Source organism: Frederiksenia canicola (genome assembly GCF_011455495.1).
GTDB classification, from domain to species: Bacteria; Pseudomonadota; Gammaproteobacteria; order Enterobacterales; family Pasteurellaceae; genus Frederiksenia; species Frederiksenia canicola.
The window spans coordinates 1,631,352-1,656,154 of the sequence record NZ_CP015029.1 but is presented as its reverse complement, the minus strand read 5'-3'; the positions used below and the strand labels follow the sequence as shown (position 1 = coordinate 1,656,154).

Annotated in this window: 25 protein-coding genes and 1 other RNA gene; 12 read left to right on the top strand and 14 right to left on the bottom strand. The window is 42.0% G+C overall.

Annotation, left to right across the window (positions count from 1 at the left end):
* Positions 1-18 precede the first annotated feature (18 nt).
* Complete coding sequence (locus A4G17_RS08035; RefSeq protein WP_123956088.1) at positions 19-1,080, bottom strand: AI-2E family transporter; 1,062 nt, start codon at positions 1,078-1,080, stop codon at positions 19-21.
* A 91-nt stretch (positions 1,081-1,171) separates the two neighbouring features.
* Positions 1,172-1,927 (bottom strand): class I SAM-dependent methyltransferase, encoded by a 756-nt coding sequence (locus A4G17_RS08030; protein ID WP_123956089.1) that lies wholly within the window; start codon positions 1,925-1,927, stop codon positions 1,172-1,174.
* Between the two features lie 181 nt (positions 1,928-2,108).
* Between A4G17_RS08030 and A4G17_RS08025 the strand changes: the two genes are divergently transcribed.
* Positions 2,109-2,339, top strand: a complete 231-nt coding sequence (locus A4G17_RS08025; RefSeq protein WP_123956090.1) for an alternative ribosome-rescue factor A — start codon at positions 2,109-2,111, stop codon at positions 2,337-2,339.
* 15 nt (positions 2,340-2,354) lie between these two features.
* Here the strand turns inward: A4G17_RS08025 and A4G17_RS08020 are convergent, their stop codons facing one another.
* From A4G17_RS08020 to efp, 4 genes are all read right to left on the bottom strand, one after another.
* A complete protein-coding gene (locus A4G17_RS08020; protein WP_123956091.1) occupies positions 2,355-3,122 on the bottom strand; it encodes an FNR family transcription factor in 768 nt (255 codons plus the stop codon).
* Positions 3,123-3,360: 238 nt separating this feature from the next.
* Positions 3,361-3,939 carry a thymidine kinase gene (locus tag A4G17_RS08015; protein ID WP_123956092.1) on the bottom strand — a complete coding sequence of 193 codons (579 nt, stop codon included), beginning with the start codon at positions 3,937-3,939 and terminating at the stop codon, positions 3,361-3,363.
* 57 nt (positions 3,940-3,996) lie between these two features.
* Complete coding sequence (gene zapB, locus A4G17_RS08010) at positions 3,997-4,215, bottom strand: cell division protein ZapB (RefSeq protein WP_123956093.1); 219 nt, start codon at positions 4,213-4,215, stop codon at positions 3,997-3,999.
* 124 nt (positions 4,216-4,339) lie between these two features.
* Positions 4,340-4,906: an elongation factor P gene (efp, locus tag A4G17_RS08005; RefSeq protein WP_123956094.1), complete on the bottom strand. Its 567-nt coding sequence runs from the start codon at positions 4,904-4,906 to the stop codon at positions 4,340-4,342.
* Between the two features lie 165 nt (positions 4,907-5,071).
* Between efp and A4G17_RS08000 the strand changes: the two genes are divergently transcribed.
* From A4G17_RS08000 to A4G17_RS07980, 5 genes are all read left to right on the top strand, one after another.
* On the top strand, positions 5,072-5,623 hold the full coding sequence (locus tag A4G17_RS08000; protein ID WP_123956095.1) for a hypothetical protein: 552 nt from the start codon (positions 5,072-5,074) through the stop codon (positions 5,621-5,623).
* Between the two features lie 2 nt (positions 5,624-5,625).
* Positions 5,626-6,636, top strand: a complete 1,011-nt coding sequence (epmB, locus tag A4G17_RS07995; RefSeq protein WP_123956096.1) for an EF-P beta-lysylation protein EpmB — start codon at positions 5,626-5,628, stop codon at positions 6,634-6,636.
* Between the two features lie 31 nt (positions 6,637-6,667).
* Positions 6,668-7,693, top strand: a complete 1,026-nt coding sequence (gene ahr / locus A4G17_RS07990; protein ID WP_269467680.1) for an NADPH-dependent aldehyde reductase Ahr — start codon at positions 6,668-6,670, stop codon at positions 7,691-7,693.
* A gap of 102 nt (positions 7,694-7,795) precedes the next feature.
* Complete coding sequence (gene uvrB, locus A4G17_RS07985) at positions 7,796-9,814, top strand: excinuclease ABC subunit UvrB (RefSeq protein WP_123956098.1); 2,019 nt, start codon at positions 7,796-7,798, stop codon at positions 9,812-9,814.
* Between the two features lie 18 nt (positions 9,815-9,832).
* Positions 9,833-10,279 carry a hypothetical protein gene (locus A4G17_RS07980; protein ID WP_123956099.1) on the top strand — a complete coding sequence of 149 codons (447 nt, stop codon included), beginning with the start codon at positions 9,833-9,835 and terminating at the stop codon, positions 10,277-10,279.
* 117 nt (positions 10,280-10,396) lie between these two features.
* On the opposite strand, the gene A4G17_RS07975 is transcribed toward A4G17_RS07980, so the two are convergent.
* Together A4G17_RS07975 and purR are read right to left on the bottom strand one after the other, a co-directional pair.
* Complete coding sequence (locus tag A4G17_RS07975; RefSeq protein WP_123956100.1) at positions 10,397-11,002, bottom strand: DedA family protein; 606 nt, start codon at positions 11,000-11,002, stop codon at positions 10,397-10,399.
* A gap of 15 nt (positions 11,003-11,017) precedes the next feature.
* Positions 11,018-12,031, bottom strand: a complete 1,014-nt coding sequence (gene purR, locus A4G17_RS07970; RefSeq protein ID WP_123956101.1) for an HTH-type transcriptional repressor PurR — start codon at positions 12,029-12,031, stop codon at positions 11,018-11,020.
* A 295-nt stretch (positions 12,032-12,326) separates the two neighbouring features.
* On the opposite strand from purR, the gene mnmC reads away from it, so the two are divergent.
* Complete coding sequence (gene mnmC / locus A4G17_RS07965; protein WP_123956102.1) at positions 12,327-14,330, top strand: bifunctional tRNA (5-methylaminomethyl-2-thiouridine)(34)-methyltransferase MnmC2/FAD-dependent 5-carboxymethylaminomethyl-2-thiouridine(34) oxidoreductase MnmC1; 2,004 nt, start codon at positions 12,327-12,329, stop codon at positions 14,328-14,330.
* A 39-nt stretch (positions 14,331-14,369) separates the two neighbouring features.
* Here mnmC and A4G17_RS07960 read toward each other — a convergent pair whose 3' ends face one another.
* The gene (locus A4G17_RS07960) at positions 14,370-16,310 is read right to left on the bottom strand and encodes an LTA synthase family protein (RefSeq protein WP_123956103.1); all 1,941 of its coding nucleotides are present in this window, start codon (positions 16,308-16,310) and stop codon (positions 14,370-14,372) included.
* Positions 16,311-16,319: 9 nt separating this feature from the next.
* The gene (locus tag A4G17_RS07955; RefSeq protein WP_123956104.1) at positions 16,320-17,108 is read right to left on the bottom strand and encodes an MOSC domain-containing protein; all 789 of its coding nucleotides are present in this window, start codon (positions 17,106-17,108) and stop codon (positions 16,320-16,322) included.
* A 108-nt stretch (positions 17,109-17,216) separates the two neighbouring features.
* Here A4G17_RS07955 and xseB point away from each other — a divergent pair, with 108 nt between their 5' ends.
* From xseB to leuB, 3 genes are read left to right on the top strand one after another with little or no spacing between them, the layout of a single operon-like run.
* A complete protein-coding gene (xseB, locus tag A4G17_RS07950) occupies positions 17,217-17,438 on the top strand; it encodes an exodeoxyribonuclease VII small subunit (RefSeq protein ID WP_123956105.1) in 222 nt (73 codons plus the stop codon).
* Positions 17,439-17,450: 12 nt separating this feature from the next.
* Positions 17,451-18,341, top strand: coding sequence for a (2E,6E)-farnesyl diphosphate synthase (gene ispA, locus A4G17_RS07945; RefSeq protein ID WP_123956106.1), 891 nt, complete (start codon positions 17,451-17,453; stop codon positions 18,339-18,341).
* A gap of 37 nt (positions 18,342-18,378) precedes the next feature.
* Positions 18,379-19,461, top strand: coding sequence for a 3-isopropylmalate dehydrogenase (gene leuB / locus A4G17_RS07940; protein WP_123956107.1), 1,083 nt, complete (start codon positions 18,379-18,381; stop codon positions 19,459-19,461).
* 63 nt (positions 19,462-19,524) lie between these two features.
* Here the strand turns inward: leuB and ffs are convergent.
* Positions 19,525-19,622, bottom strand: an RNA gene (gene ffs / locus A4G17_RS07935) — signal recognition particle sRNA small type.
* A 139-nt stretch (positions 19,623-19,761) separates the two neighbouring features.
* Between ffs and A4G17_RS07930 the strand changes: the two genes are divergently transcribed.
* A complete protein-coding gene (locus A4G17_RS07930) occupies positions 19,762-20,634 on the top strand; it encodes an acyl-CoA thioesterase (RefSeq protein WP_123956108.1) in 873 nt (290 codons plus the stop codon).
* Between the two features lie 110 nt (positions 20,635-20,744).
* Complete coding sequence (gene cmoB, locus A4G17_RS07925) at positions 20,745-21,710, top strand: tRNA 5-methoxyuridine(34)/uridine 5-oxyacetic acid(34) synthase CmoB (protein ID WP_123956109.1); 966 nt, start codon at positions 20,745-20,747, stop codon at positions 21,708-21,710.
* Positions 21,711-21,763: 53 nt separating this feature from the next.
* Here cmoB and A4G17_RS07920 read toward each other — a convergent pair whose 3' ends face one another.
* From A4G17_RS07920 to A4G17_RS07910, 3 genes are all read right to left on the bottom strand, one after another.
* Positions 21,764-22,603, bottom strand: a complete 840-nt coding sequence (locus tag A4G17_RS07920; protein WP_123956110.1) for a DUF72 domain-containing protein — start codon at positions 22,601-22,603, stop codon at positions 21,764-21,766.
* 4 nt (positions 22,604-22,607) lie between these two features.
* Positions 22,608-23,627 carry a virulence RhuM family protein gene (locus A4G17_RS07915; RefSeq protein WP_123956706.1) on the bottom strand — a complete coding sequence of 340 codons (1,020 nt, stop codon included), beginning with the start codon at positions 23,625-23,627 and terminating at the stop codon, positions 22,608-22,610.
* 294 nt (positions 23,628-23,921) lie between these two features.
* Positions 23,922-24,788 (bottom strand): hypothetical protein, encoded by an 867-nt coding sequence (locus A4G17_RS07910; protein ID WP_123956111.1) that lies wholly within the window; start codon positions 24,786-24,788, stop codon positions 23,922-23,924.
* Positions 24,789-24,803 lie beyond the last annotated feature (15 nt).

Genomic DNA, 24,803 nt, shown 5'->3' with positions numbered 1-24,803 from the left:
TGCAAAAAAATCTGCGGATCAGACCGCTTGTTTGGTACTTGGTAATGCGTTAATAACCGCTTTTACCAAGGTAGCAAGTGGGATAGCAAAAAACACGCCCCAAAGCCCCCAAAGCCCACCAAAAATGATCACTGCAACAATAATAGTTAAAGGATGTAAATTGACCGCTTCCGAAAATAAAAATGGTACAACTAAGTTGCCATCCAGTAGCTGGCTGATCACAAAAGCAAGCAACAAATAATAAAAATCAGGCGAAAGTCCGAATTGGAAAAGGGCAACTAACACCACGGGAATCGTGACTAACACCGCACCGATATAAGGCACTAAAACGGACAACCCGACAGCCACTGAAAGTAATAGTGGATAATTTAAGCCAAAAAATAGGAAAATAATATAAGTGGCAAGCCCGACAATCAGAATCTCTAACAACTTTCCTCGTATATAATTGGCAATTTGTTGTTGCATTTCTGTCCAAACATGGGTGGCTAATCCACGGTTTTCAGGCAGCAATTTACTCAGAGAGCGAAGGAATAAATTCTTATCTTTTAACAGGAAAAAGACCATAAGTGGTACAAGGAAAGCATAAATTCCTAACCCGACTAAGCTGACCAATGAATTGAGCGAAAAAGCGAGCAGTGAATCGCCAAAGCCGAGAATTTTACTGCGTAATGTTGTCATGATGGAATCCAACATCACATAATCGATTAGCTCTGGATAATGCTCTGGCAAGGCTTGCAGCCATTCGTTTAATAGATTGAACATCGACGGCAAGTCTTTGAGAAATTTAACCGTTTGATTCCAGAGATTTGGCAACATCACCATAAAGAGAAACACAGAAAGTGAAATAAAACCGCCTAATACAATAATTAAGCTAACAATTCGTGGCAGTTTAAACTGTTCAGTAAGGAAGCGGATTGGCCATTCGAGTAAGTACGCAAAAACAATAGCGATAAGTAAAGGCATGAGCAGATCACTAAAAAAGTAAATCGTCCCGAAACCAACTAATAAAATGGCTAATAAGACAGCCGTTTGTGGATCATTAAATTTTTGTTTGAACCACGTTTGAAACATTTCGAACATTGCGACTTCCTGTTAAAGCGATGATATTTTTCTAAAAGTGGACATAAAAGAAGTTAAATCAGCCCCGAAGAATGGGGCTGAAATGTCACGGTTATTTTTGGCTACAAACGGCAATAAATCCCAGTTTGTTGTCTGGATTATTAAAGGTTTGGAACATTTTTTTGAAGGTTTCTCGATTTTCTGGTTTTAATGCATTACCAACGATTTTCATCGCACCAAGCACCCCTTCATCATAGATTAGCCCTTTGGGTGAGAGCAAACTCATTTCACCAGTGAAGGTTTCAACATTGCGAAAGCCACAGTCTAGGAATAAGGTTTTCCAATTTTCTTTGGTTAGCGGAGTGACAGTAATGTTAATCGCGTCACGTAAATCGGCTAAGATTTGTTCGGAATCTTCAGTATTCAGCAAAACATCGTGAGTGAGTAAGAAACCGTTAGGTTTTAGCACACGTAAATACTCACGAATAGCTTTTTCTTTTGCTTCAATGGGTAACATAGTCAACATGGCTTCGTTGATAACAATATCAAAACTATTGTCTTCAAAAGGCAGTTTTGTGGCATTGGCTCGCTGCACTTGGACTAAGTCTTCCATTTTATTTTCTGCAATATTTTGGCGTGCTTTTTCAAGTGCTTCTTCATCGAGATCAATTCCGATCACTTCGCAGCCAAATTGCTTGGCAATTTCAATTGCGGTTGTCCCCATATTGCACGCAACTTCTAAGACTTTTTTGTCTTGACGGAAATCGCCGTTCGCAATAAGCCAATCCGTTGCCAATTTGCCACCTGGACGTAAACGGGTTTTACCTAAACGGGCTAAGAAATGGTGACCAACTTCTTCTTTTTTCATAAACCACCTCAATTTGCAAAAAATTTCTAAAATCTGACCGCTTGTCACGAGATAAAGTTCGTTATCACACGGAAATGCTCCAAATTATACAGACTTTTATATACAAGTGATAAGATTTTTGGCAAAATTCGCCCCGCTTTTTCGTAAGCGAATGTATTTTTTTATAATGAAGGAAATTTGAATGAAAAAATCTGAAAAATCAACTCACTACGCTCATCAGCGGGGGGAAATCCAAGAGAGTGCAATGAAAGCATTGGTGACTGACAAATTATTCCGCAGCAGAGTAGAACGAAACCGAAAAGGTAAAGGCAGCTACCAACGAAATGCCAAGCACCGAAAAGGTTATGCAAATGGAGAAAACCCATTTAAAAGTATTCAAGTGAATATTTCTAAATGGGTTTTCTTATGTTAGAAAAAGTTTTGGCTCTTAAGCGGTAACGGTTACGGGAATTTGTGATTTTGTTACCCCCGCCATTTCACTGAGTTCATCCATTCGATTAATAGTAATGTATTTTCCTTGTACCGTAATCATGCCGCTTTTTTGGAAGCGACCGAGTAAACGGCTTATCGTTTCAATGGTTAAGCCAAGATAGTTACCAATATCGCCACGTGTCATTGTTAAACGGAATTCACGAGCGGAGAAGCCGCGAGCAGAGTAGCGTTGAGAAAGGTTGTATAAGAACGCGGCCAATTTTTCTTCTGCGTTCATTTTAGAAAGTAACAAAATCATCTCTTGATCTGTTTTGATTTCATGGCTCATTAATCGCATAATTTGATGCCGAATACGTGGCATCTTGCCTGCAAGATCGTCAAGGATCTCAAATGGAATCTCACAAATCATTGAAGTTTCCAACGCTTGAGCAAATCCAACGTGTTTCATATCCATAATGGCATCAAAGCCGACGAGATCACCTGGTAGGTGGAATGCGGTGATCTGTTCTTCACCATTTTCACTGATAGTATAGCTTTTGATTGTGCCTGAGCGAATCGCATAAATGGCTTTTAGTTCATCACCAGATTGGAAAATCACTTGAGACTTTTGCACTGGTTTTTTACGCTCAATGATGTTGTCTAGTTGAGTGAGTTCGTGTTCATTGAGTGTAAAAGGTAAACAGAGCTGACTAATACTGCAGTTTTGGCAGTGAATTGTGCAAGCTGTTCTTCCATTTGTTTTTGAATCAGATACAATTTTCATAAAATGCCTCAAATTTGATTTAGGGCAAATTTTAACATCTTTTTTGAGAATGTGAACCAATAAATTTGATAAGGAGAATGGGCAGTGCCAGCGGAAAAATTAACCAAGAAACGATTAATTCAAATTTGTCTGATGTTAGTGATTTTAGTGATTGCGTTTTTGTATCGAACGTACACGCATTCGTAAATTTTTCATCGAAAGTGACCGCTTGTTAGCCTACAAGCGGTCACTTTTGCCATTATTTTTGCAGTTTTTCTTTGTAATGGCGGCGGCAAACTGAGAGATAAGTGTCGTTGCCCCCAATTTGGATTTGTTCGCCATCGGCAACGGCTTCACCTTTTTCATTCATTCGAATAACAAAGTGGGCTTTGCGTCCGCAGTAACAAATGGTTTTCAACTCCTCAAGTTGATCAGACCATGCCAATAAATATTTACTGCCTTCAAAGAGTTCTGCTTGGAAATCGGTGCGTAAACCGTAACACAAAACTGGAATCGAGAGCTTATCGACCACTTCAGTCAGCTGATAAACTTGAGCCTTGGTTAAAAACTGTGCTTCATCCACCAAAATGCAATGTAGCGTTTGTTTTTCAATATGGGCTTTAACCTCTTCGAAAATATCGGTATTTGTATGAAAAAGATTGGCTTCTTGCATAATACCAATGCGGGAAGCAACTTTGCCTAAGCCATAACGCCCGTCAATCGCAGCGGTGTAGACTAACGTATTCATTCCCCGTTCTTGATAGTTGTAGGAAGATTGCAACAACGTAGTCGATTTCCCTGCATTCATGGAAGAATAGTAAAAATAGAGTTTTGCCATAATTTATCCAATAAAAAACGGCTAACTTGATGAAATTAGCCGTTTCTGTTGTTCAAATTAAACGTTGTCGATTTGACCTAAAAGTGAACGTAAACGGTCTTGGAAACCTTGGTGTTCTGCTTTTAATTGTTCGTGCTCTTGACGCAATGTTTCATTTGCACGATTAGCTTCGTCGTTTTTGCCTTTTAATTCTTCCACTTCTAATTGAAGTAATTGAATAGTTTCAACGGCTTGTTTAATTTTGTTTTCAAGTTGATCAAGCACTTCGATTGACATAATTTTTCCCTCTTTATAATAACGCTGAAAGTTGCAAGATTGTACCCCAATCTGGCAGCCATTTCATTATAAAGTTTTGAAATCTTGATAAAAAAATCCCCTAACTGTGGTTAGGGGAAACAGATTATTTCACACGAGAAACGTATTCGCCAGAACGGGTATCTACGCGGATCACTTCGCCGATTTGAACGAATAATGGTACACGAACTACCGCACCAGTGCTTAAGGTTGCTGGTTTACCGCCAGTACCTGCAGTATCGCCTTTCAAACCTGGATCGGTTTCAACCACTTCTAACTCAACGAAGTTTGGTGGGGTTACACCGATTGCAGAGCCATTCCATAAGGTGATGATACATTCTGCTTGGTCAACTAACCATTTGTCGTTATCGCCTAAGGCTTTAGCATCAACAGAGATTTGTTCGAAGGTTTCTGGGTGCATAAAGTACCAGAAATCTTCGTCTTTGTATGAATAGGTGTAGTTGTAATCGACAACGTCCGCGGCCTCTACTGAAGTACCTGATTTGAAGTTGATTTCTAATACTTTACCAGAAATCAATTTACGGATTTTAGTACGGGTAAATGCTTGACCTTTACCTGGTTTTACGAATTCGTTTTCAACAATCACACAAGGTTCGCCATCTTGGATAAATTTTAAACCTGGTTTGAAGTCGTTAGTGCTGTAACTAGCCATTGTATTCCTCAGAATAGATTGATAATTGCCTAAATGGCAAAGGTAAAAAAGGTGAATATAATACAACAAAATTGGTCAATGGTTAAAAAATTTCTTGCTATGGCAGGGGATTTTTTTCGGGTATAATCCGATCAATTTTTTTACTTGGACTCAAAAAGGAAAAACATGAATAAGATGATGACATTCGCTATGGTATTGGCACTATCAGTGGCAACAGTCGCAGAAGCGAAGCGTGGTGGCGGCTTTAAAGTAGCTAAAAGCAAGCCAAGTACAAGCCAAAGTCAGCAGCAAAAAAATCAGCAAGATGCCGATTTTAACAATACGCCAAATGCAATACCAAATGGTGCGGCAGCCCAAGCTCAGCAAGTTCAGCGTGGTAGTGGAATGAACAATTTTGTCACAGGAGCGGCGGCGGGTTACTTATTAAGCAATGTGCTTTCACCAACAGAGGCCCAAGCTCAGGAAACGGGTACACAAGCGGTCAGTTCCGAGCAAAATATTGCAAATCCGACAACAAAACTGACTCAAAAAGTGGAGCAAATGGCGAATGTGCCTGCGTTCAAACAGCTTGATCCAACCGATCCAAATATGATCGAACGCAATGCGAACTATTCACGCTACTGCTTAGGCGGTATGCAATATCTTGTTAGTGGCTCAAAAGCGATGGTGTTGGTCGATAGCCAAAACCAGCCACAACGTTGTGTGGTGACACCATAACGATGCAACGCATTGACATTCAGTCACACCACAAACCGCAATGGTTGCAGGACTTGGCAGACGCCTTTAACGATCCGACTGAACTGTTGCGGTTTTTAGATTTTGATCCCTCCGATTTTGCTCAAGATTTGCCCGCACGCAAGCTGTTTGCGGTTCGGGTGCCGCGTCCCTTTGCGGAGAAAATGCAAAGAAATGACCGAAATGATCCGCTTTTCTTGCAAGCAATGGCGTTGCAAGACGAGTTTTTGCAAGCGGACGGTTTTGTGAAGGATCCTCTTGAAGAACAGCATTCACCTGCCCCTAATATTCTGCATAAATACCATAACCGTTTGTTATTTATGCTAAAAAATAGTTGTGCCATCAACTGTCGCTACTGCTTCCGCCGTCATTTTCCTTATGATGATGTCAAAAGTGGTAAAGCGGTTTGGCAGCAAGGGCTCGCCTATATTGCTGAACATAGCGAATTGGAAGAAGTGATTTTGTCGGGCGGCGATCCGTTAATGGCGAAAGATCACGAAATTGACTGGATTTTGAGCGAGCTAGAGCATATCCCCCATATTAAAACGTTGCGTATTCACAGTCGCTTACCTGTGGTGATCCCAAATCGCATTACCCCCGAATTTGCCGACCGCTTGCAACGTTCTAGACTGAATGTCGTGCTGGTGACACACATCAATCATGCCAACGAAATTGACGATATTTTTGCTGAAAAAATGGCAATACTTAAACAAGCGGGCGTGATGTTGCTGAATCAATCGGTGTTACTCAAAGGCGTAAACGACAACGCTAAAACACTTAAAGCCTTGAGCGACAAGCTATTTGGCTATGGCATTCTGCCGTATTACTTGCATCTGCTTGACAAAGTAGAAGGAGCAAGCCATTTCTATGTGAGCGACGAACAGGCGTTTGTGATTTACAAAGAATTACAGCGGATCACATCTGGCTATCTTGTGCCAAAACTGGCCCGAGAAATCGCCTTTGAACCGCATAAGACGTTGATGAACGCTGGGTAACAAGCGGTCAGATGCGACCAAAATTTTGCAAATGGAGAAAGACATGTTGAATACCATCCACACCTATGCTGCCATGAATGCGGGTGAATCCCTTGTTCGTTATGATTATCAGGCAGGCGAATTGTGTGCCGATGATGTTGAAATCAAAGTGCATTATTGTGGCATTTGCCATTCAGATCTGTCGATGATCAACAACGATTGGGGCATTAGCCAATACCCATTGGTTGCAGGACATGAAATTGTTGGTGAAATTATCGCTTTAGGTACGGCAGTTAAAGGTTTGCAAATCGGGCAAATGGTCGGCGTAGGTTGGACTGGGCAGTCTTGCCAATCTTGTGATCACTGCATTGACGGCAAAAGCCAGCTATGTAAGGAAGCTTTACCAACGGTGTTAAAAATGGGTGGTTTCGCTGATAAAGTTCGCACGCAATGGCAATGGGTGATCCCGCTGCCGAGTCATTTAGATTTTGCGAAAGCCGGTCCGCTGTTATGTGGTGGTATTACCGTTTTCCAACCACTTTTGCAACATAACATCAACGCAATGCATAAAGTCGGCGTGATTGGCATTGGTGGCTTAGGGCATCTGGCATTGCAGTTTTTAAAACAATGGGGCTGCGAAGTGGTAGCGTTCAGTTCAAATCCTGCAAAATATGATGAGATTTATGCACTAGGGGCAGATCGCATTTTAGATTCTACCAATGAACAAGCCTTGAAAGTCGAACGGCAAAGTTTGGATTTGATTATCTCAACGGTGAACGTATCGCTAAATTGGAATGCTTATATGAGTTTGCTCAAACCTGAAGGCAAACTGCATCTCGTAGGTGCTGTGCTTGACCCACTGAATATGCATTCTTTTTCCTTGATCGATGGCAATAAAACGGTGGCAGGATCAACCACAGGATCCCCTGCACAACTCCGCAAAATGATCGACTTTTCGGCCCGTAAACAAATTTTGCCGAGGGTTGAAATGTTCCCAATGTCGCAAATCAACCAAGCCATTCAGCATTTAAAAGAGGGCAAAGCCCGCTATCGCATTGTCTTGAAGAATGACTTTTAGTCTCACAAGCGGTGAGATTCAGCCTAAAATTTGCAAAATTTTCCCCGAAACTGACCGCTTGCTTATGTTAAAATCCGACAAATTTTTCAGTCGGATTTTTTTATGAGTAAGCAAGGCAAACCTTTTATTCTTCATTCCCCATTTAAACCCGCTGGCGATCAGCCCGCAGCCATTGCCAAATTGGTCGAAGGGCTAAACGATGGCTTGGCACATCAAACGTTGCTTGGGGTAACGGGTTCGGGAAAAACATTTACTATCGCCAATGTCATCGCCACTCTCAACCGCCCTGCGATGTTACTCGCGCCGAATAAAACCCTTGCGGCTCAGCTTTATGCAGAGATGAAAGCGTTCTTCCCCGAAAATGCGGTGGAATATTTCGTTTCCTACTACGACTACTATCAGCCCGAAGCCTATGTGCCAGCCAGCGATACTTTTATCGAAAAAGATGCGTCCATCAATGAGCAAATCGAGCAGATGCGGCTTTCCGCCACGAAGTCTTTTCTAGAACGACGTGATACCATTGTGGTTGCTTCTGTTTCTGCTATTTATGGCTTGGGCGATGTTGATGCTTATATGCAGATGATGTTGCATTTGCAAGTCGGGGCGATTATCGACCAACGTACCATTCTCTCTCGCCTTGCCGAACTGCAATACACTCGCAACGACCAAGCCTTTCAGCGTTCTACTTTCCGAGTGCGTGGCGAAGTGATTGATATTTTCCCTGCGGAATCTGATGAAGTGGCGTTACGAGTGGAATTGTTTGATGATGAAATCGAAAATTTATCGCTATTTGACCCGCTGACAGGGCATAGTCTCGGCAAAGTGCCACGCTACACCATTTACCCGAAAACCCACTACGTGACTCCAAGAGAACGGATTTTGGAGGCGATAGAGCAAATTAAAGAAGAGCTTGCCGAACGCCGAACTTACTTTATTCAAGAACATAAATTGTTGGAAGAACAACGCCTTGCACAACGTACCCAATTTGATATTGAAATGATGAATGAGCTTGGTTACTGCTCGGGGATTGAAAACTACTCACGCTATCTGTCAGGCAGAAAAGCAGGCGATCCGCCACCGACCTTGTTCGACTATATGCCAAGCGACGGCTTGCTGATTATCGACGAAAGCCATGTTACCGTGCCGCAAATTGGCGGAATGTATCGAGGCGACCGAGCGAGAAAAGAAACCTTGGTGCAATACGGCTTTCGCTTACCGTCTGCATTGGATAATCGTCCACTACGTTTTGAGGAGTTTGAACGCCTTTCACCACAGACGATCTACGTTTCTGCTACGCCCGGACCTTACGAATTAGAGAAAAACCCTGATGTGATTGACCAAGTCGTGCGACCAACGGGGTTGCTTGATCCGATTATCGAAGTTCGCCCTGTGGCGACGCAAGTCGATGATTTACTGTCGGAAATTCACAAGCGGGTAGAAGTGAACGAGCGGGTTCTGGTTACTACGCTCACCAAAAAAATGGCAGAAGATTTGACTGATTATTTGGACGAACACGGCGTGCGGGTGCGTTATTTGCATAGCGATATTGACACCGTCGAGCGGGTCGAAATTATCCACGATTTACGAATGGGAATGTTTGACGTACTGGTTGGGATCAACCTATTGCGTGAAGGTTTGGATATGCCTGAAGTATCACTTGTGGCAATTTTAGATGCCGATAAAGAAGGCTTTCTACGTTCTGAACGCTCGCTGATCCAAACCATCGGACGTGCTGCCCGAAATCTCAACGGCAAAGCCATTCTCTACGGCGACCGCATTACTCACTCAATGCAAAAAGCGATCACGGAAACCGAACGCCGTCGTGAAAAACAGATGGAACATAACCGCTTACACGGCATCACCCCGCAAGCGTTAAACAAAAAAGTCGGCGAATTACTCGACATCGGTCAATCCGACAAACCGAAACGCAGCAAACAAGCGGTTAGATCCGCCGATCATTTTGCAAATGACTATAAACCAAAATCCCGCAAGGAATTAGAGAAAGAGCTCAAAGTTCTAGAGCAACAAATGAAAGAATTTGCTCAGAATTTAGAGTTTGAAAAAGCGGCAGCGGTAAGGGATAAATTGCAAACTTTGAAAGTGATGTTGTTGGAAATATAGAGCTTATTTAGGAGTAGAATGGCAAAAATAGTATGCAATAATGTTGAATTAGAAATAATTCCAATAGGACATTATTATCGTAGTGATGGTAGCGATACTAACGAATTTTATTATGCAATTTCATTGTATGAAGATAAGAAAAGGCAATCTTATCCCTTAGGAATAAATAATGGGTTGATAGATGTATTTGAGATTGAAACAATGGACTATATGATTTCTCAATCATGTTTTGACGCACTTTATAATCATAAAGTTAGTTATGCCGATGATATATGTAATGGTGGATTTGATATGTCTTTTTCTCCTATAGATGATAAATGGAAAATAGAAATTGAACTTAATCCTTACTATTTAGAACATGAAAATGGCATTGAATATAGCTTTGAGCTTAGTAAAGATGAATTTTTCTTATTTAGCAAAACACTAAGGTTGGAAGAAATAAAAGTTATTGTCAGTAGGGGATAATCCCCCGATAGCACTCGTCTGCGACGAGTGCTTTTTCTGAGACTCAACGCGATATGATCTCATTCAGATAATTCGCTTTTTATCACGATACCAACTCTTTTATTACTATTCTAATTTTTATATTGCTTGTTTAGCTTTGCGGTTTTTCTTCCATTTCCAGAAAATAAATAGACCGCCAACGACTAAAATAATCCAAATCGCTAATTGCCCTTTATGAATTTGTTCTTTTAACCAATCTAAATTTTTAGCACCAAAATCGCCTAAATAAACCCAAATCGGCACAGAAATAATGGCGGCAAAGAAATCAACTAGTACGAAGCGGGTGTAAGTGACACGACGTGTAATGCCTGATACTAAATATACCACGGCACGAAGTCCAGGTAAGAAACGGGCAACGAAAAGTAATTTCCAGCCTTGTTTTTCGAAACGTTCTTGCACGGTTTGGAACCGTTCTGGGGTGGCGATCTTTCGAATAAGTGGGAAATTGAGAATTTTTTCGCCATAAATGCGACCAAGCCAATACATAGTGCTATCACCGACGAGTACGCCAATCATACTCACGACTAACATCCAATGCACATTGGTGTAGCCTAACCCTGAAATAACCCCGCCTGAAACAAGGGTAATATCTTCTGGAATTGGTACGCCAAAACCACAAATAAGTAGTACAAAAAAAACGGCCCAGTAACCGTAGCTACTAAAAAATTCAATTAAATATTCCATTAAAACCTCTGTGGATTATGCCTGTGTCAAATTTCGTACAGACTGTCTAATAACGAGTTCAGGATAGAACTCCAACGTGGTTGGGGTATGTGGTTGTTCACCACTATTAATTCGTTCAAATAAAATATCCAGCGCCATTCGTCCAACGCGTGCTTTTGACTGGTGAATAGTCGTTAAAGGCGGGGCGTAAAAACGAGAGTTGTGGATATTATCGTAGCCGATCACCGAAATATCTTGCGGCACTGATAATCCTTTTTCAGTAATCGCTGAAATCGCTCCAAGTGCTACGGTATCGCAAGAGCAGACTACTGCTGTTGGCAATTTATCTTGCTTGAGAAGTTGATTCATGCTCTCAAAGCCGGCTTCTGGCTCGAAGTCATTTTCTAAAATCCATTCATCACGAATTAGCAATCCCGCTTCCGTCATGGCTTTCACATAGCCATCAAAACGGGCTTTGGAAATGGTTTTAAACAGATCACCAGTAATAATCGCAATATCCCGATGTCCATTGTCGATTAAATGGCGAGTAGCGAGATAACCGCCTTCGACCCCATGATCAAGAATACGGTCGCTTTTATTATCGTTTGGGCCCCAATCCATTACTACCATAGGTACATTGGTTGCATTAAATAGCTCGAAAGAGTTTTCCGCATATTCAGAGCACATCACCAAAATGCCATCCACCCGTTTTTTCACCAACATATCGAGATGGTTTTGAATTTTCTCAGGATTATTTTGGGTGTTACATAAAAACAACGAATAGCCATTTTGGTAGCAATATTCTTCAACCGCTAACACAATTTCCGCAAAATAGGGAGCTTCACTAGTGGTGATGATCATACCAATGGATTTGGTGGTATTTACTTTTAAACTGCGTGCTACGGCACTTGGCGAATAGTTTAGCTCAGAGACCGCCTTCCATACGGCTTTTGCGGTGTCTTCTGCAACAAAGCGGGTTTTGTTGATCACGTGGGAAACCGTTGTTGTTGAAACACCCGCTAGTTTGGCAACATCTTTAATCGTAGCCATAAGATTCCTCACAATCAAAAAATTGCCGTATTATAGCGAATTTCTTAAAATGCTTAAACAAAATAACGGATTGCTTTTCATTTTGGGCAAATCGTTTTAGAATAGCTGGGCTTTACGTGATTTAATGGAGAAAACAAAATGGGTACTTTGGGTTATTCAATGTTAGCAGTAATCGGTTCATTAGGCATGATTGTCTTATTTGCTGTGAACATTTTCTAATTTTAGTGTTATCAGGCGGGATTGACCCGCCTTAATTTTTTCTGCAGACAGGCGAAAACCTGTCTTTGTCTTTTTTATGAACAAACTCACTTTTGCAACACTGTCTTTCAATGCTCAACAGACACCCATTTCCGAGCAATTTGACGATATCTATTTTTCCACCCAAGATGGTCTTGCTGAAAGCTACTATGTTTTCCAAGACGGCAACCAGCTTTGGCAAAAATGGCAAAACCATACTCGATCGCATTTTGTGATTGCGGAAACGGGCTTTGGCACGGGGCTGAATTTCTTGGCGGTCGTTGAGCGTTTTCAGCAATTCCGATCGGAATTTCCCCATTTACCACTGAAACGGCTCTATTTTATTTCCTTTGAAAAATTTCCACTGCAGGCAGAACAGTTCGCGCTGGTTCATGAAACGTTTCCGCAATTTGCAAAACTGTCGCAGAAACTGACCGCTTGTTGGCAGCCTCGCCAAGTCGGCTGTCAGCGTTACCATTTTGATGATGTCTATTTAGATATTTGGTTCGGTGAAATGGCGGAGAATCTTATTCAGCTTGGGGATAGTGACAATAGCTCAGTCGATGCGTGGTTTTTGGATGGCTTTTCACCCGATAAAAATCCAGAAATGTGGAATGCACATCTTTATCGGCAGATGTTTCGCCTTACTCGCAATGGTGGATCTTTTGCGACGTTTACCGCCGCAAGTGAGGTGCGGAGAGGTTTACAAGCAGTCGGTTTTGAGGTGAAAAAACGCAAAGGCTTTGGCAAAAAACGAGAAATGTTATGGGGCGAAAAACCGTTTGATGCGTTGCCGAACGATATTCGCTTTCCTTATTTTTATCAGCAGAATCAAACAAATAATGAGGATGTGGCGATTGTTGGTGGTGGTGTGGCAAGTCTGTTTTTGGCATGGTCACTGTTGAAAAAGGGTAAAAAAGTCACCCTTTATTGTAAAGATGCACAGCTGGCGGAAAATACATCGGGCAATTTGCAGGGGGTGATTTATCCGCAGTTGAGCGACGATGATCAACGCAATGTGCGGTTTTATGTGCATAGCTTTGATTATGCCTTGCACCGCCTAGGGCAGCTGTCACAAGCGGTTACTTTCCAGCACAATTTTGCAGGTGTGGCACTTTACGCTTACAACGACAAAACGGCTCAAAAATTGCAGAAAATGGCAGAACAGGGCTGGGACGAACACCTCTTTAAGCGTTGTTCAGCAACGGATCTGAGTGAAAAAATCGGCTTATCTGTGGTGAATGGCGGGGCATTTATCTCGCAAGGCGGTTGGCTTTCACCTGTGGAGTTAGTTCGCAATGGCTTTGCTTATTTGCAAGCACTGGGGCTGAAAATTGTGCTCAATCATCGGGTTGATATGCCTGAATTTCACCGCGGCAAATGGCAATGGACACATCAGGACGAAAATTTTGCTCACGATGTGTTGGTACTGGCAAATGGACATACTTTAACGGATTTTCCGCAGGCAGACGGTATTCCCCTTTACCCTGTACGGGGACAAGTCAGCCAAGTGCCGACCAACGATCAGCTTCGCCAGCTAAAATGTGTAGTCTGTTTTGATGGCTATATTACACCGATGTCCGCATCGGAAAGCCACTGTATCGGGGCGAGCCATGTGCGTGACAATGCTGAAACGTCATTCAGTTTGGCGGAACATCAGCAAAATATTGCAAAACTTCAGCAGAATCTGACCGCTTGTCGCTGGACAGAGCAGATCGATAGCTCACAAAACCAAGCCAAAGTGGGCATTCGGGCGGCGTTGCGAGATCGGGTGCCAATGGTGGGAGCGACGCCGAATTTTACTCGGCAAAAAGCACAATTCGCTAATCTTTACAACCAACTTCGTCGTAGAGAGCCTATTGAGCAAGCAGAATGCTATCCGAATTGTTATTTGATTGCAGGGCTTGGCTCCCGAGGCTTAACTACCGCACCGCTATTGGCGGAGTTGCTTGCTAGCCAAATTTGCGGCGAACCTATGCCGTTGAGCGAAGACATTCGCCATGCATTAAGTACCAACCGCACTTGGATACGGAATTTGTTACGAGGTCGAAAAGTGACATAAAAAAACAGGGCGTATGATTATTACGCCCTGTTTTGCTATTCATGGTTTGTCTTTAGGTAATTTATATAATTGATTTTTATACAAATAACTGCCCAATAAGGCATGGGCAAGTGCCTCTTTTTTCATCGCCTCAGGCTGCTCTTTGGGAGTGAGTTTGCGAGATAGTTTGTCATACTCATAACCTTGTGGAGCATTGTTAGGTTGTAAGATAATCACATCTGAACCTTTCATCATCGCTTGCGTTTGGTCGTATTGCATAAAGGCACGATTGGGATCGTCATTTTGCGTTAGGTCATAACCGATCATTGGATAATCGCCGCTGATGCCCGCCAGAGAAAGGAGTGTGGTTGGCATATCAATTTGGCTCACTAAACGAGAGTCACGCTTTGGTTCAATGCCATCACCCAAAATTAACGCAGGAATATGGAAATGGTTGATCGGCACTAATTCCGCCCCTGCCACACGGGAATCGTGGTCCGCAATCACAAGAAAAATAGTATCTTTCCAGTAATTTGAATGTTGTGCTAATTTAAAGAAATACCCTAATGCATAGTCTGCATATTTGGCGGCATTATTGCGGGTCTGTTTGTCTTTATCAAAGAGCTCAATTTTGCCGTCGGGGAACTCAAACGGATCGTGGTGGCTTGATGTGAAAACTAAACTAAAGAATGGCTGATTGCCTTTGGCAAGTTCGGTGAATGTGTCATTGGCTTTATCAAACAGATCTTCATCACTCATTCCCCAAGTACCTTGGAATTTTGGATTTTTGTAATCTTTTTCATCAATAATGGTTTGGAAACCGTTGCCGTAGAAGTAGCTTGCCATATTATCGAAATGCTTTTCACCACCATAAATAAAGGACGTTTTATAGCCATTGCGACCGAGTAAATCGGCAATAGTGAAGAAACCATTTTGGCTTTTGGTCAGTTTCACGGTGGCACGAGCAGGTGTCGGTGTGAAACCTGCCGTTACGGCTTCAATGCCACGCACTGATCGGGTTCCTGTGGCGTAGAGATTTTCAAATAACCAGCCTTGCATGGCGAGTTTATCAAATTCAGGGCTGATTGGGCGCCCACCTAACGTGCCAATAAACTGTGCACCTTGGCTTTCCATCAGCAAAATCACGATATTTTTGGGTTTGCCTTGATAAGTGGCTTGGTTGCGGCTTAAGGTTGGATATTGTGCTGAAATATAGTCATTTACATCACGTCCACGGCTCTGTTTAACGATTTGTAACATTTCGTCCACCGCCATTTTGCCATACTGTTCAGAAGACTTATCTTCATCTTTTAATTGCTGAGCAGCATAAAGCACCGAATAGCCTGAATTGAGTACCAGTGAATTAATTAACGGATCGCCCGAAAATGCCACCATAGCAGGGTTAATTCCACGATGTTGGAAAGTGGAACGAGCACCAATAAAGGAAATGGCAATAATCACCAACGCCATCACCGGTCGCCATTTCCAACTTGGTGAACGCAGATTTTGCGTTGCCCAGCCAGAGAGTTTCCAATAAATCACAGTAGCTAAAATGGTGGTCACTAAACTCAAAATGACAGCGGTTAAATGCCCGTTTACTAGCATCGTAGAGACTTCTTTCGGGTAAAGCAAATATTCAATAAATAAGCGGTTTGGACGGAAATCGTAGGTGTCAATAAAGGCTGGTGTTGCCATTTCCACAAAGATAATGAACACGCTGCTGACGGTGAGCCATACACGTAAAATCGTTTTCCAAATGTGGCCTAACACATTGTGATGATAAAGCAATACACTAAACAGGGCAGGCACACCAAACAGATAGCAAACGGAAACAATATCGATCCGAATACCTTGCAAAAAGAGGGGTAACCAGCCATCAACAGCCGCAATGCGATCCGCGTGCCATAGGGAAAGTCCAAGCCGAGAAAGGCTAAAGATAATGAGATTAAGCACCACGAAAAACAGCACGGGGAATAACACAGCGCGGGCTTGTTGTTGCATACGCAAACCTTATTCTAAAATGGAAATAAAATCTCCCACACGGATCACCCCGCTATTTTCAGGCACCAAATGAATACCAAAAATGGGTTTGCCTTTTTCATTGGTATGTTGTTGTTTGAGCGTGCGAAACGGTTCCGCTTTGGGGTCGAGTTCAAGGGTTTGTACATCACGGGTAATCAGAATACAGCGAGTACAGCATTGCGAGAAGGTGAATTTGACTTCACCAATTTGAATTTTTCGCCACTGTTCTTCTTCAAACGCCACGTTGCCGTCTATGACAATATTGCCACGAAATTGTTCCATCGAAATTGGCACAGGCGACCATTTTTGCACCTGCTCCAAGGATTTTTCTGAAACCAGTAACAGCGGATTACTATCGGCAAAACTTAGCGGATGATCGCCAAAGTTGGCAACAGTGCGTTGGCTTTTTTCACCCAACCAACGCAACTGCACAGGGCGACCCAATTTTTCGCTCAGCCATTGATTGACGGTTTCACCTGCGATCCAAGATGGGAAATAGGTTCCCCATACTTCGCTGGAGTCACATTTTGCAAAATCTTGGTATAAAGCGACCGCTTGTTCGCCCTGATCGTCGCGGATCACAATTCCCGTCGAAATCGGAAATGCTGACAAACGATAGAGCATCTGCTCCTTGCGGGCGGTGATAAAGGTGCCATCAGGCTCCGTAATCATAAATTCCCGATCGAAATTCAATCCCTGAGGTTGCACAAACGCCTGTGCAACTTTGTATGCTCGGGTCGATTTTATCGGAAACAAATTTAGTTCAGTAACTTGCATTTGATTCTCCTTTAAAAATGGCTCGCACAATAGCGGAAAAGCCTGAAATTTGCAAAAAATTCCAGTAAAATGGCCGCTTGTATTTTCGCAAAATGAAAAGAGCTAATTATGGCAAAGAAACCAACAGATTTTGAAACCACGTTAAAAGAACTAGAAGACATTGTTGGGCGTTTGGAAGCGGGCGATTTACCGTTAGAAGATGCCTTAAACGAATTTGAAACCGCAATTAAATTGGTGCAACAGGGGCAAGATCGTCTGCAAAAAGCCGAGCAACGCATTCAAATTTTATTACAGAAAAACGAGCAAGCTCCCCTTGCCGATTACGAATAATAGGGTAGCGTAATGGTAAAATTTTCGCAGGAACTGACCGCTTGTCAGGCTCGGGTTAATCACTTTTTAGAACAGCAACTACATAATTACGAACAGGCGGGATCACCCTTAGTCGAAGCGATGGCGTATGCCGTATTATTAGGCGGTAAACGAGTTCGCCCGTTTTTGATTTACGCGACAGGGAAAATGCTGGGTGTGCCACTAGACAAACTTGATCACTCCGCTGCTGCAATGGAAGCCATTCATGCGTATTCGTTAGTACACGACGATTTGCCTGCAATGGACGATGATAGATTTCGCCGTGGCAAACCAACTTGTCATATTGCGTTTGATGAAGCTACGGCAATTTTAGCGGGCGATGCGTTGCAAAGTTTTGCGTTTGAGCTATTAGCGAAAGATCCCAGCCTCACAAGCGGTCAAAAAGTTGCACAAATTTACCAACTGGCGACTGCTGCGGGAGCAAGTGGAATGTGCTTAGGGCAGAGTTTGGATTTACAAGCGGAAAATAAAAGTGTCAGTCTTGCGGAGCTAGAACACATTCACCGCAATAAAACGGGAGCGTTGATTGTGGCTTCAGTGTTGATGGGATTTAACTTATCTGATTACGCACAACATATTGAAATTAAAAATAATTTAGAACAATACGCCCGAGCGATTGGATTAGCCTTCCAAGTACAAGATGACATTTTAGATGTGATTGGGCAGAGCGATAAAATTGGCAAAACCGTTGGTTCAGACGAAGCATTGAATAAAAGCACCTACCCGAGATTACTCGGTTTAGATGGAGCCAAGCAGAAAGCCAATGATTTATACCAAACCGCACTGAATGCGTTAGAACAATTGCCGTTTGATTCACAAATTCTGCGAGAGCTGGCAGAATTTATTGTGAAACGTGAGGCCTAAGCAATTTTATTCATAACAAGAAAGAAAGGAAAAGCGTATGCAAACTTACAATATTGCTGTGTTAAGCGGCGATGGAATTGGTCCTGAAATTATGGCTCAAGCGATCAAAGTGCTTGATGCGGTGCAGCAAAAATTTGATTTTAAACTCAATTATCACCCTTACGATATCGGCGGCATTGCGATTGATAACCACGGTAAAGCCTTGCCAGACAGTACATTGAAAGGCTGTGAGGCGGCAGATGCTATTTTATTCGGCTCGGTAGGCGGGCCAAAATGGGAGCATTTGCCTGCTAACGAACAGCCAGAGCGTGGGGCGTTATTGCCACTGCGTAAACATTTTTCACTATTCTGCAACCTTCGCCCAGCCACGCTTTACCAAGGCTTGGAACAGTTTTGTCCATTACGTGCAGATATCGCCGCGAAAGGGTTTGATATGGTTACGGTGCGTGAATTAACGGGCGGGATCTATTTCGGTCAGCCAAAAGGGCGTGAAGGCACGGGTGCCAATGAAAAAGCATTTGATACGGAAGTTTATCATCGTTATGAAATCGAACGGATTGCGAGAGTGGCATTTGAAACTGCAATGAAACGCCGCAAACACGTGACTTCGGTGGATAAAGCCAACGTGCTGATGAGCTCTATTTTGTGGCGTGAAGTGGTGAATGACGTGGCAAAAGATTACCCTGAAGTTACGCTCGATCATATCTATATCGACAATGCTACGATGCAGTTGATCAAACAGCCAAATTTCTTCGATGTGTTACTCTGTTCTAACATTTTTGGCGATATTATTTCTGATGAATGTGCGATGATCACCGGCTCGATGGGTATGCTGCCGTCAGCTAGTTTGAATGAGAAAGGCTTTGGTTTATACGAGCCTGCGGGCGGTTCAGCACCAGATATTGCAGGTAAAAATATCGCCAATCCTATCGCACAAATTCTTTCTGCGGCAATGATGTTGCGTTATAGTTTTGGCTTGGAAGATGCCGCAAAAGCGATTGAAAACGCAGTGCAAAAAGTGCTTGCAAATGGACATCGAACAGCGGATTTAGCCGATCAATCTGCACCAGTGTCCACAAGTGAAATGGGCGATTTAATTACCCAAGCGATTAATGGCTAGTGAAGCCGAAAAAGAAGGTGGTTGTAAAATCACCTTTTTTATTTTAGAGTGAAAAAGGTGAGGGCGTTCCCAGCACTTCTCGGCACACGGAGCTTTCAATTCTGGCTGCTTTCTTCCGAACCTGACCAAGTAAACTGAATTCCATTGCGAGAGACCAAAAACGCCCTCATTGGATTACACCAAAGTGTAAGGACCCGAATTATAGAGAGTTCATTGAATGAACTCAAGTAAAAAGCACAACAAGCGGTACGATTGTTTGAAAAATTTCCAAATTTTAGGAAAGCTAACAAGGAGAACAACATGAAAGCACTTGCACGTTTAATCGAATTACTGACTTTGGAACGCCTAGATGATGGTTTGTTTCGAGGTGAAAGTGAAGACCTTGGCTTTCCTCAAGTATTTGGCGGGCAAGTCGTTTCACAAGCTATTGCAGCGGCAATGCGAGTGGTTGATGTTGAAAGAGATCTTCACTCCTGCCATTGTTATTTCTTGCGAGCAGGCGATGCGGCGTATCCGATTATTTATGAAACAGAAGTGCTACGAGAAGGCAAAAGTTTCACTGCGGTAAGCGTGAATGCAAAGCAACATAATGAGCTTATTTGTCGAGTGATGACTTCATTTCAAGTTCGGGAAGTAGGGTTTGAACATCAAGTGAGTATGCCAAAAGCAGGCTCCCCTGATGAATTTTATTCTGAGAATGAACTGATACAGTCGTTAGCATTGATGTTACCAATGCCATTGAGAGAAAAATTTCAGGCAGAGCGTGCGTTTGATGTGCGTATTAAGTATCCTAATGATCCTTTCAATGGTCATAAATTACCAGCAGAGCAGACACTGTGGGCGAAATTAAATGGCAATGCACCGCTGGATCGCCGTTTGCAACAATGTCTTGTCGCTTATTTCAGCGATTTTCACTGTATTTTGACGATGTTACACCCGCATGAACGTGGTTTTATGCAACCAGGTGTTCGAATCGCGACCCTTGATCATAGTTTATGGTTTCATCGAGACATTAATTTTAATGATTGGCTACTGTTTGCATTACATAGCTCTAACGCAAGCGGTGCAAGAGGGCTAACTCGCGGGGAAGTGTTCGATCAGCAAGGTAATTTGCTTGTGACGTATCAACAAGAAGGGCTAATTCGTGATGAGTCAGAAAGCATAGAAAATTAAGCAAGCCGCCTTGGATAATCACCAAGGCTTTTTACTTTGACTTGCTTTGCACCAATTGCAAAATTTCGTTAGAATCTGACCGCTTGTAACCTTTGAAACGTTTAAGATAAATGATTGATTTTCGTCCTTTTTACCAACAAATCGCCACCACGAACTTATCAGCGTGGCTTGAAACCCTACCTTTACAACTCAAACAGTGGGAAAAACAAACCCACGGCGATTACGCCAAATGGGCAAAAATTGTCGATTTTCTGCCAACTTATCCTGCCAAAATTGATCTGAGCAAACGAGTTGAAGCCCGTTTAAACGAGCCACTTTCAACAGGCGAAATGCAGCGGCTGGTTTATCATCTCAAACAGCTTATGCCTTGGCGAAAAGGACCTTACCACCTTTATGGTGTGCATATTGATACTGAATGGCGTTCCGATTTCAAATGGGATCGTGTACTGCCACATTTATCGCCATTGAAAGACCGAACCGTACTCGATGTCGGCTGCGGTAGCGGCTACCATATGTGGCGAATGGTCGGTGAAGGGGCAAAAATGGTGATCGGTATTGATCCTACAGAGCTGTTTTTATGCCAATTTGAAGCAGTACGAAAATTGCTGAACAACGATCGCAGAGCGAATTTAATTCCCCTTGGCATTGAACAAATGCAGCCGTTACACGCCTTTGACACGGTGTTTTCAATGGGGGTGTTGTACCACCGTAAATCGCCACTTGATCACCTTTCACAGCTTAAAAATCAACTCGTCAAAGGTGGGGAGTTGGTGCTAGAAACCTTGGTGATTGATGGTGATGTGAACACCGTGCTGGTACCAGTCGACCGCTACGCCAAAATGAAAAACGTCTATTTTATTCCATCTGTGGCGGCATTGATTAATTGGCTAGAGAAAGTCGGCTTTAAAAACGTTCGTTGCGTAGATGAAGCGGTCACCACATTGGAAGAACAACGCAAAACCGACTGGCTAGAAAACGAATCGTTGATTGATTTCTTAGATCCAAACGACCACAGCAAAACCCTTGAAGGCTACCCCGCACCAAAACGAGCGGTGATTATTGCGAATAATCCTTAAAAAGGTGTAATTAACGCAATTTAAATCAGATTTTATAAGTGGCATTCTGAATGCTAAAACAAACTCTGCTGCCCAATTAAAAACTCAGGTTTAGCTTTTACTGAAAATCCATATTCGGCTAAATAGCCTTTTAAGCTCTCAATATTGTAGAAAGAATGGCTTTTGGTGGTGTTCTGGAAATAGAGATAGAGCTGGTCGAATTCATCTCTGCGTTGATGAAGTAACTTGGCTAAATGTTGTAATTCGCTTTCACTATAACGGTAGTCGTGGCGTTCTGCCGCTGATTGCGCTTTCCACCAGTTTGGATTACGTCCATGTAGGCGTAAATAAGCGGTGCGTTGATTGGCGTAAAATTGAAAAGTGGGCAAGCCGATATTCTGTGGATAATCCACATTACACCAAATCAAATTTTGTTTACCTTGAAAATAATCCAGTACGGATTGGATATGCCAACTGGCGTGGCGAAATTCAATGGCTAAAGGATAGCCCTCAAACCAAGACACCAATTCCGCAAGATAATAACGATTGGCTTGAGTGCGTTCAAAACTCGAGGGAAACTGGATAAACAAATTCGCCAAACAATCTTGTTCTACCAATGGTTGCAACGCATTTAAAAAGGCTTCTGCTTGTTGTTTAAGTGCGGTGCGTTTATGGCTAAAATCCTGATGCAATTTCACCGAAAATTTCAACCGCTCTTTTGCCTTCTCCACCATGCCTTGCAACGCCTTAGCCCCGATTGGTGCGTGAAAGGTGCTGTTGATTTCAATGGCATCATAATGCTGGCTGTAAATCGTCAAAAAATCTGATTTATCTGTGCCAAATGGATAAAGCGTACCGATTAAATCTGTATCGCTATAACCGCCTGTGCCGAGGTAGATGTGGGGTAATTGCATTTTACTATTCATCGGACTCTAAAGAGCCTTTTTGACTTTTCAACAAGCGGTCAAAATCACTTTCAAATTTGCGATCTTGAATAATACGGTATTTTTCAAACTCCGTTTCGGCATAAAGTTTTGCTTCATCAAAACTGATTTTGCCTTTGTTGTCTAAAATCGGTAAATCATCCGCATTTAAGAAAATATCCAACCGCTTTGCCCAATCTTCCATTGTCATTGGAATTTGTCGCCTAGCACGTCGCTCTGCAAGGTCTAAAAACGCATTGACGATCGCCCCCAAATCTTTTAACTCTTCATTATTCAAGTAGTTCTTTGCTACCAATACATCGCTTTTTAAGATTTTGCCATCGGGTGATTTTGCCCAAGTGCTCAATCCCATATTCGGCTTATTGCTGTCTGCTCGTTCTCGAATCAATTCCGCAGCAGTATGTTGATGAATAGCGTAATGCAGTTTGTTTTGAACAGTAGCAAAAAACTGCTTGGTTGTTGGAGCATCTTTGTTGTAATCCACCGCTGTGGCATAAATATCAGTAATCTTCTGATAAAAACGGCGTTCCGATAAGCGAATTTCTCGAATTTCTTCTAACAAACGCTCAAAGTAATCTTCTCCTAAGAACGAACCGTTTTCCATTCGTTCCCGATCTAGCACATAGCCTTTCATCGAAAATTCACGCAAAACTCTAGTTGCCCATTGACGAAACTGTGTTGCCCGCACGGAATTAACCCGATAGCCAACAGAAATTACAGCATCTAAATTATAGTGTTTAGTGTTGTAATTTTTACCGTCTGAGGCAGTTGCCGAGAAAATCTCGGTAACTGAAAAAGGATCTAACTCGCCATCTTTAAAAATATTTTTTAAATGCAGAGAAACATTATCACTAGAGCATTCAAAAAGTTCAGCAATACGTTTCTGTGTTAACCAAATTTCGCCATTTTCATAACGAACTTCAATATTTTTATCGCCTGTTTGATTGGTAAAAATCAAAAATTCGGCAGTGCTGTTGCGGATCAGTTTGGTCATCATTAAATACCTTTGCAAAAATCTGTGCAAATTTTACCGATTGTTGTGATTTTGTCGAATGGAAATATGAGATTTTCGACAGAGATCGCAAAATGCGTAATCTTTTAGATGAGAAGAAAAAGACTGAATAAAAGGCAAGCGGTCAGTTTTGGAGAAAAATTTGCAAATTTGGGATAAAAGTTCAGTTGGAATATTGGTTCTATAAACAAGAATAGATAAGGCTCGTCTGCAATGAGCGCTTTGCATAACAAAATTTTAGCACTCGTCAAAGACGAGTGCCATCGGGGGAAAAAATTATCGAGCTTGAGTTATCAAGTTTGAAAAAATATCTGTAAATTTATAAATTGCACTACTAATAGCAGCTAGTACAATTAAAGCTGTATATGCTGGATGAGCTTTTATCAATTCAAAAATAACAATCCAGTGAAATCCATATTTTTCTCTGAATGTACCATTATTCTTTAGTTTATTTGCATGTGCTCTATCAAAAAAATTAGCTAACATATCTAGTTTCCTTAATGTAGACATGTGTAGTGCCTTATAATTTTTTTCTTTAAATGCATTTGCTTCATCACGCCCTTCCATTGCATCCTTCACAGCAACATTATTCATTGCGGCAAGTACCATCATACGCCCTTTATATTCTTTTCCATTTTTTGTATATTCATGACTCGCATAATTACGTCCATATAAAGAAACTAACACTCTTGCAAGATCAAATTTTCTATCATCAGTAATAATTACAGGTTCTCCCCCTAAAACTTTGTATCTGTGTTCTAAAGCTTGAAACCCATAATTTATATCTCTCATATTCCAATGAATATAGTGTGCTCTTGAATTTATTCTAATAAAATTAAAATAAGAATCCAAAACATCCTTTTCTAACTCATCTAAATATTCATCAATTTGATCTTCTTTATTTTTCACTTCAGCGGATAACCAAATAGACCAATAATGAGTTTGCGCATCTTCTAAATTACGTAATCCTATTGACGTTATACGACCACTCTTAAAGGTATTATATTCTTCATCATAAAAAGATTCACAAGAATAATGAACCACATAATTATTTGATTTATTTGAATAAATAGTATCCATCAGCTCTCTATTTCGGCGTCTACTTTTTAGTCTATCCAATTCTGAAATATTTGTTTTTGGCATTTGATTTTATTCCTT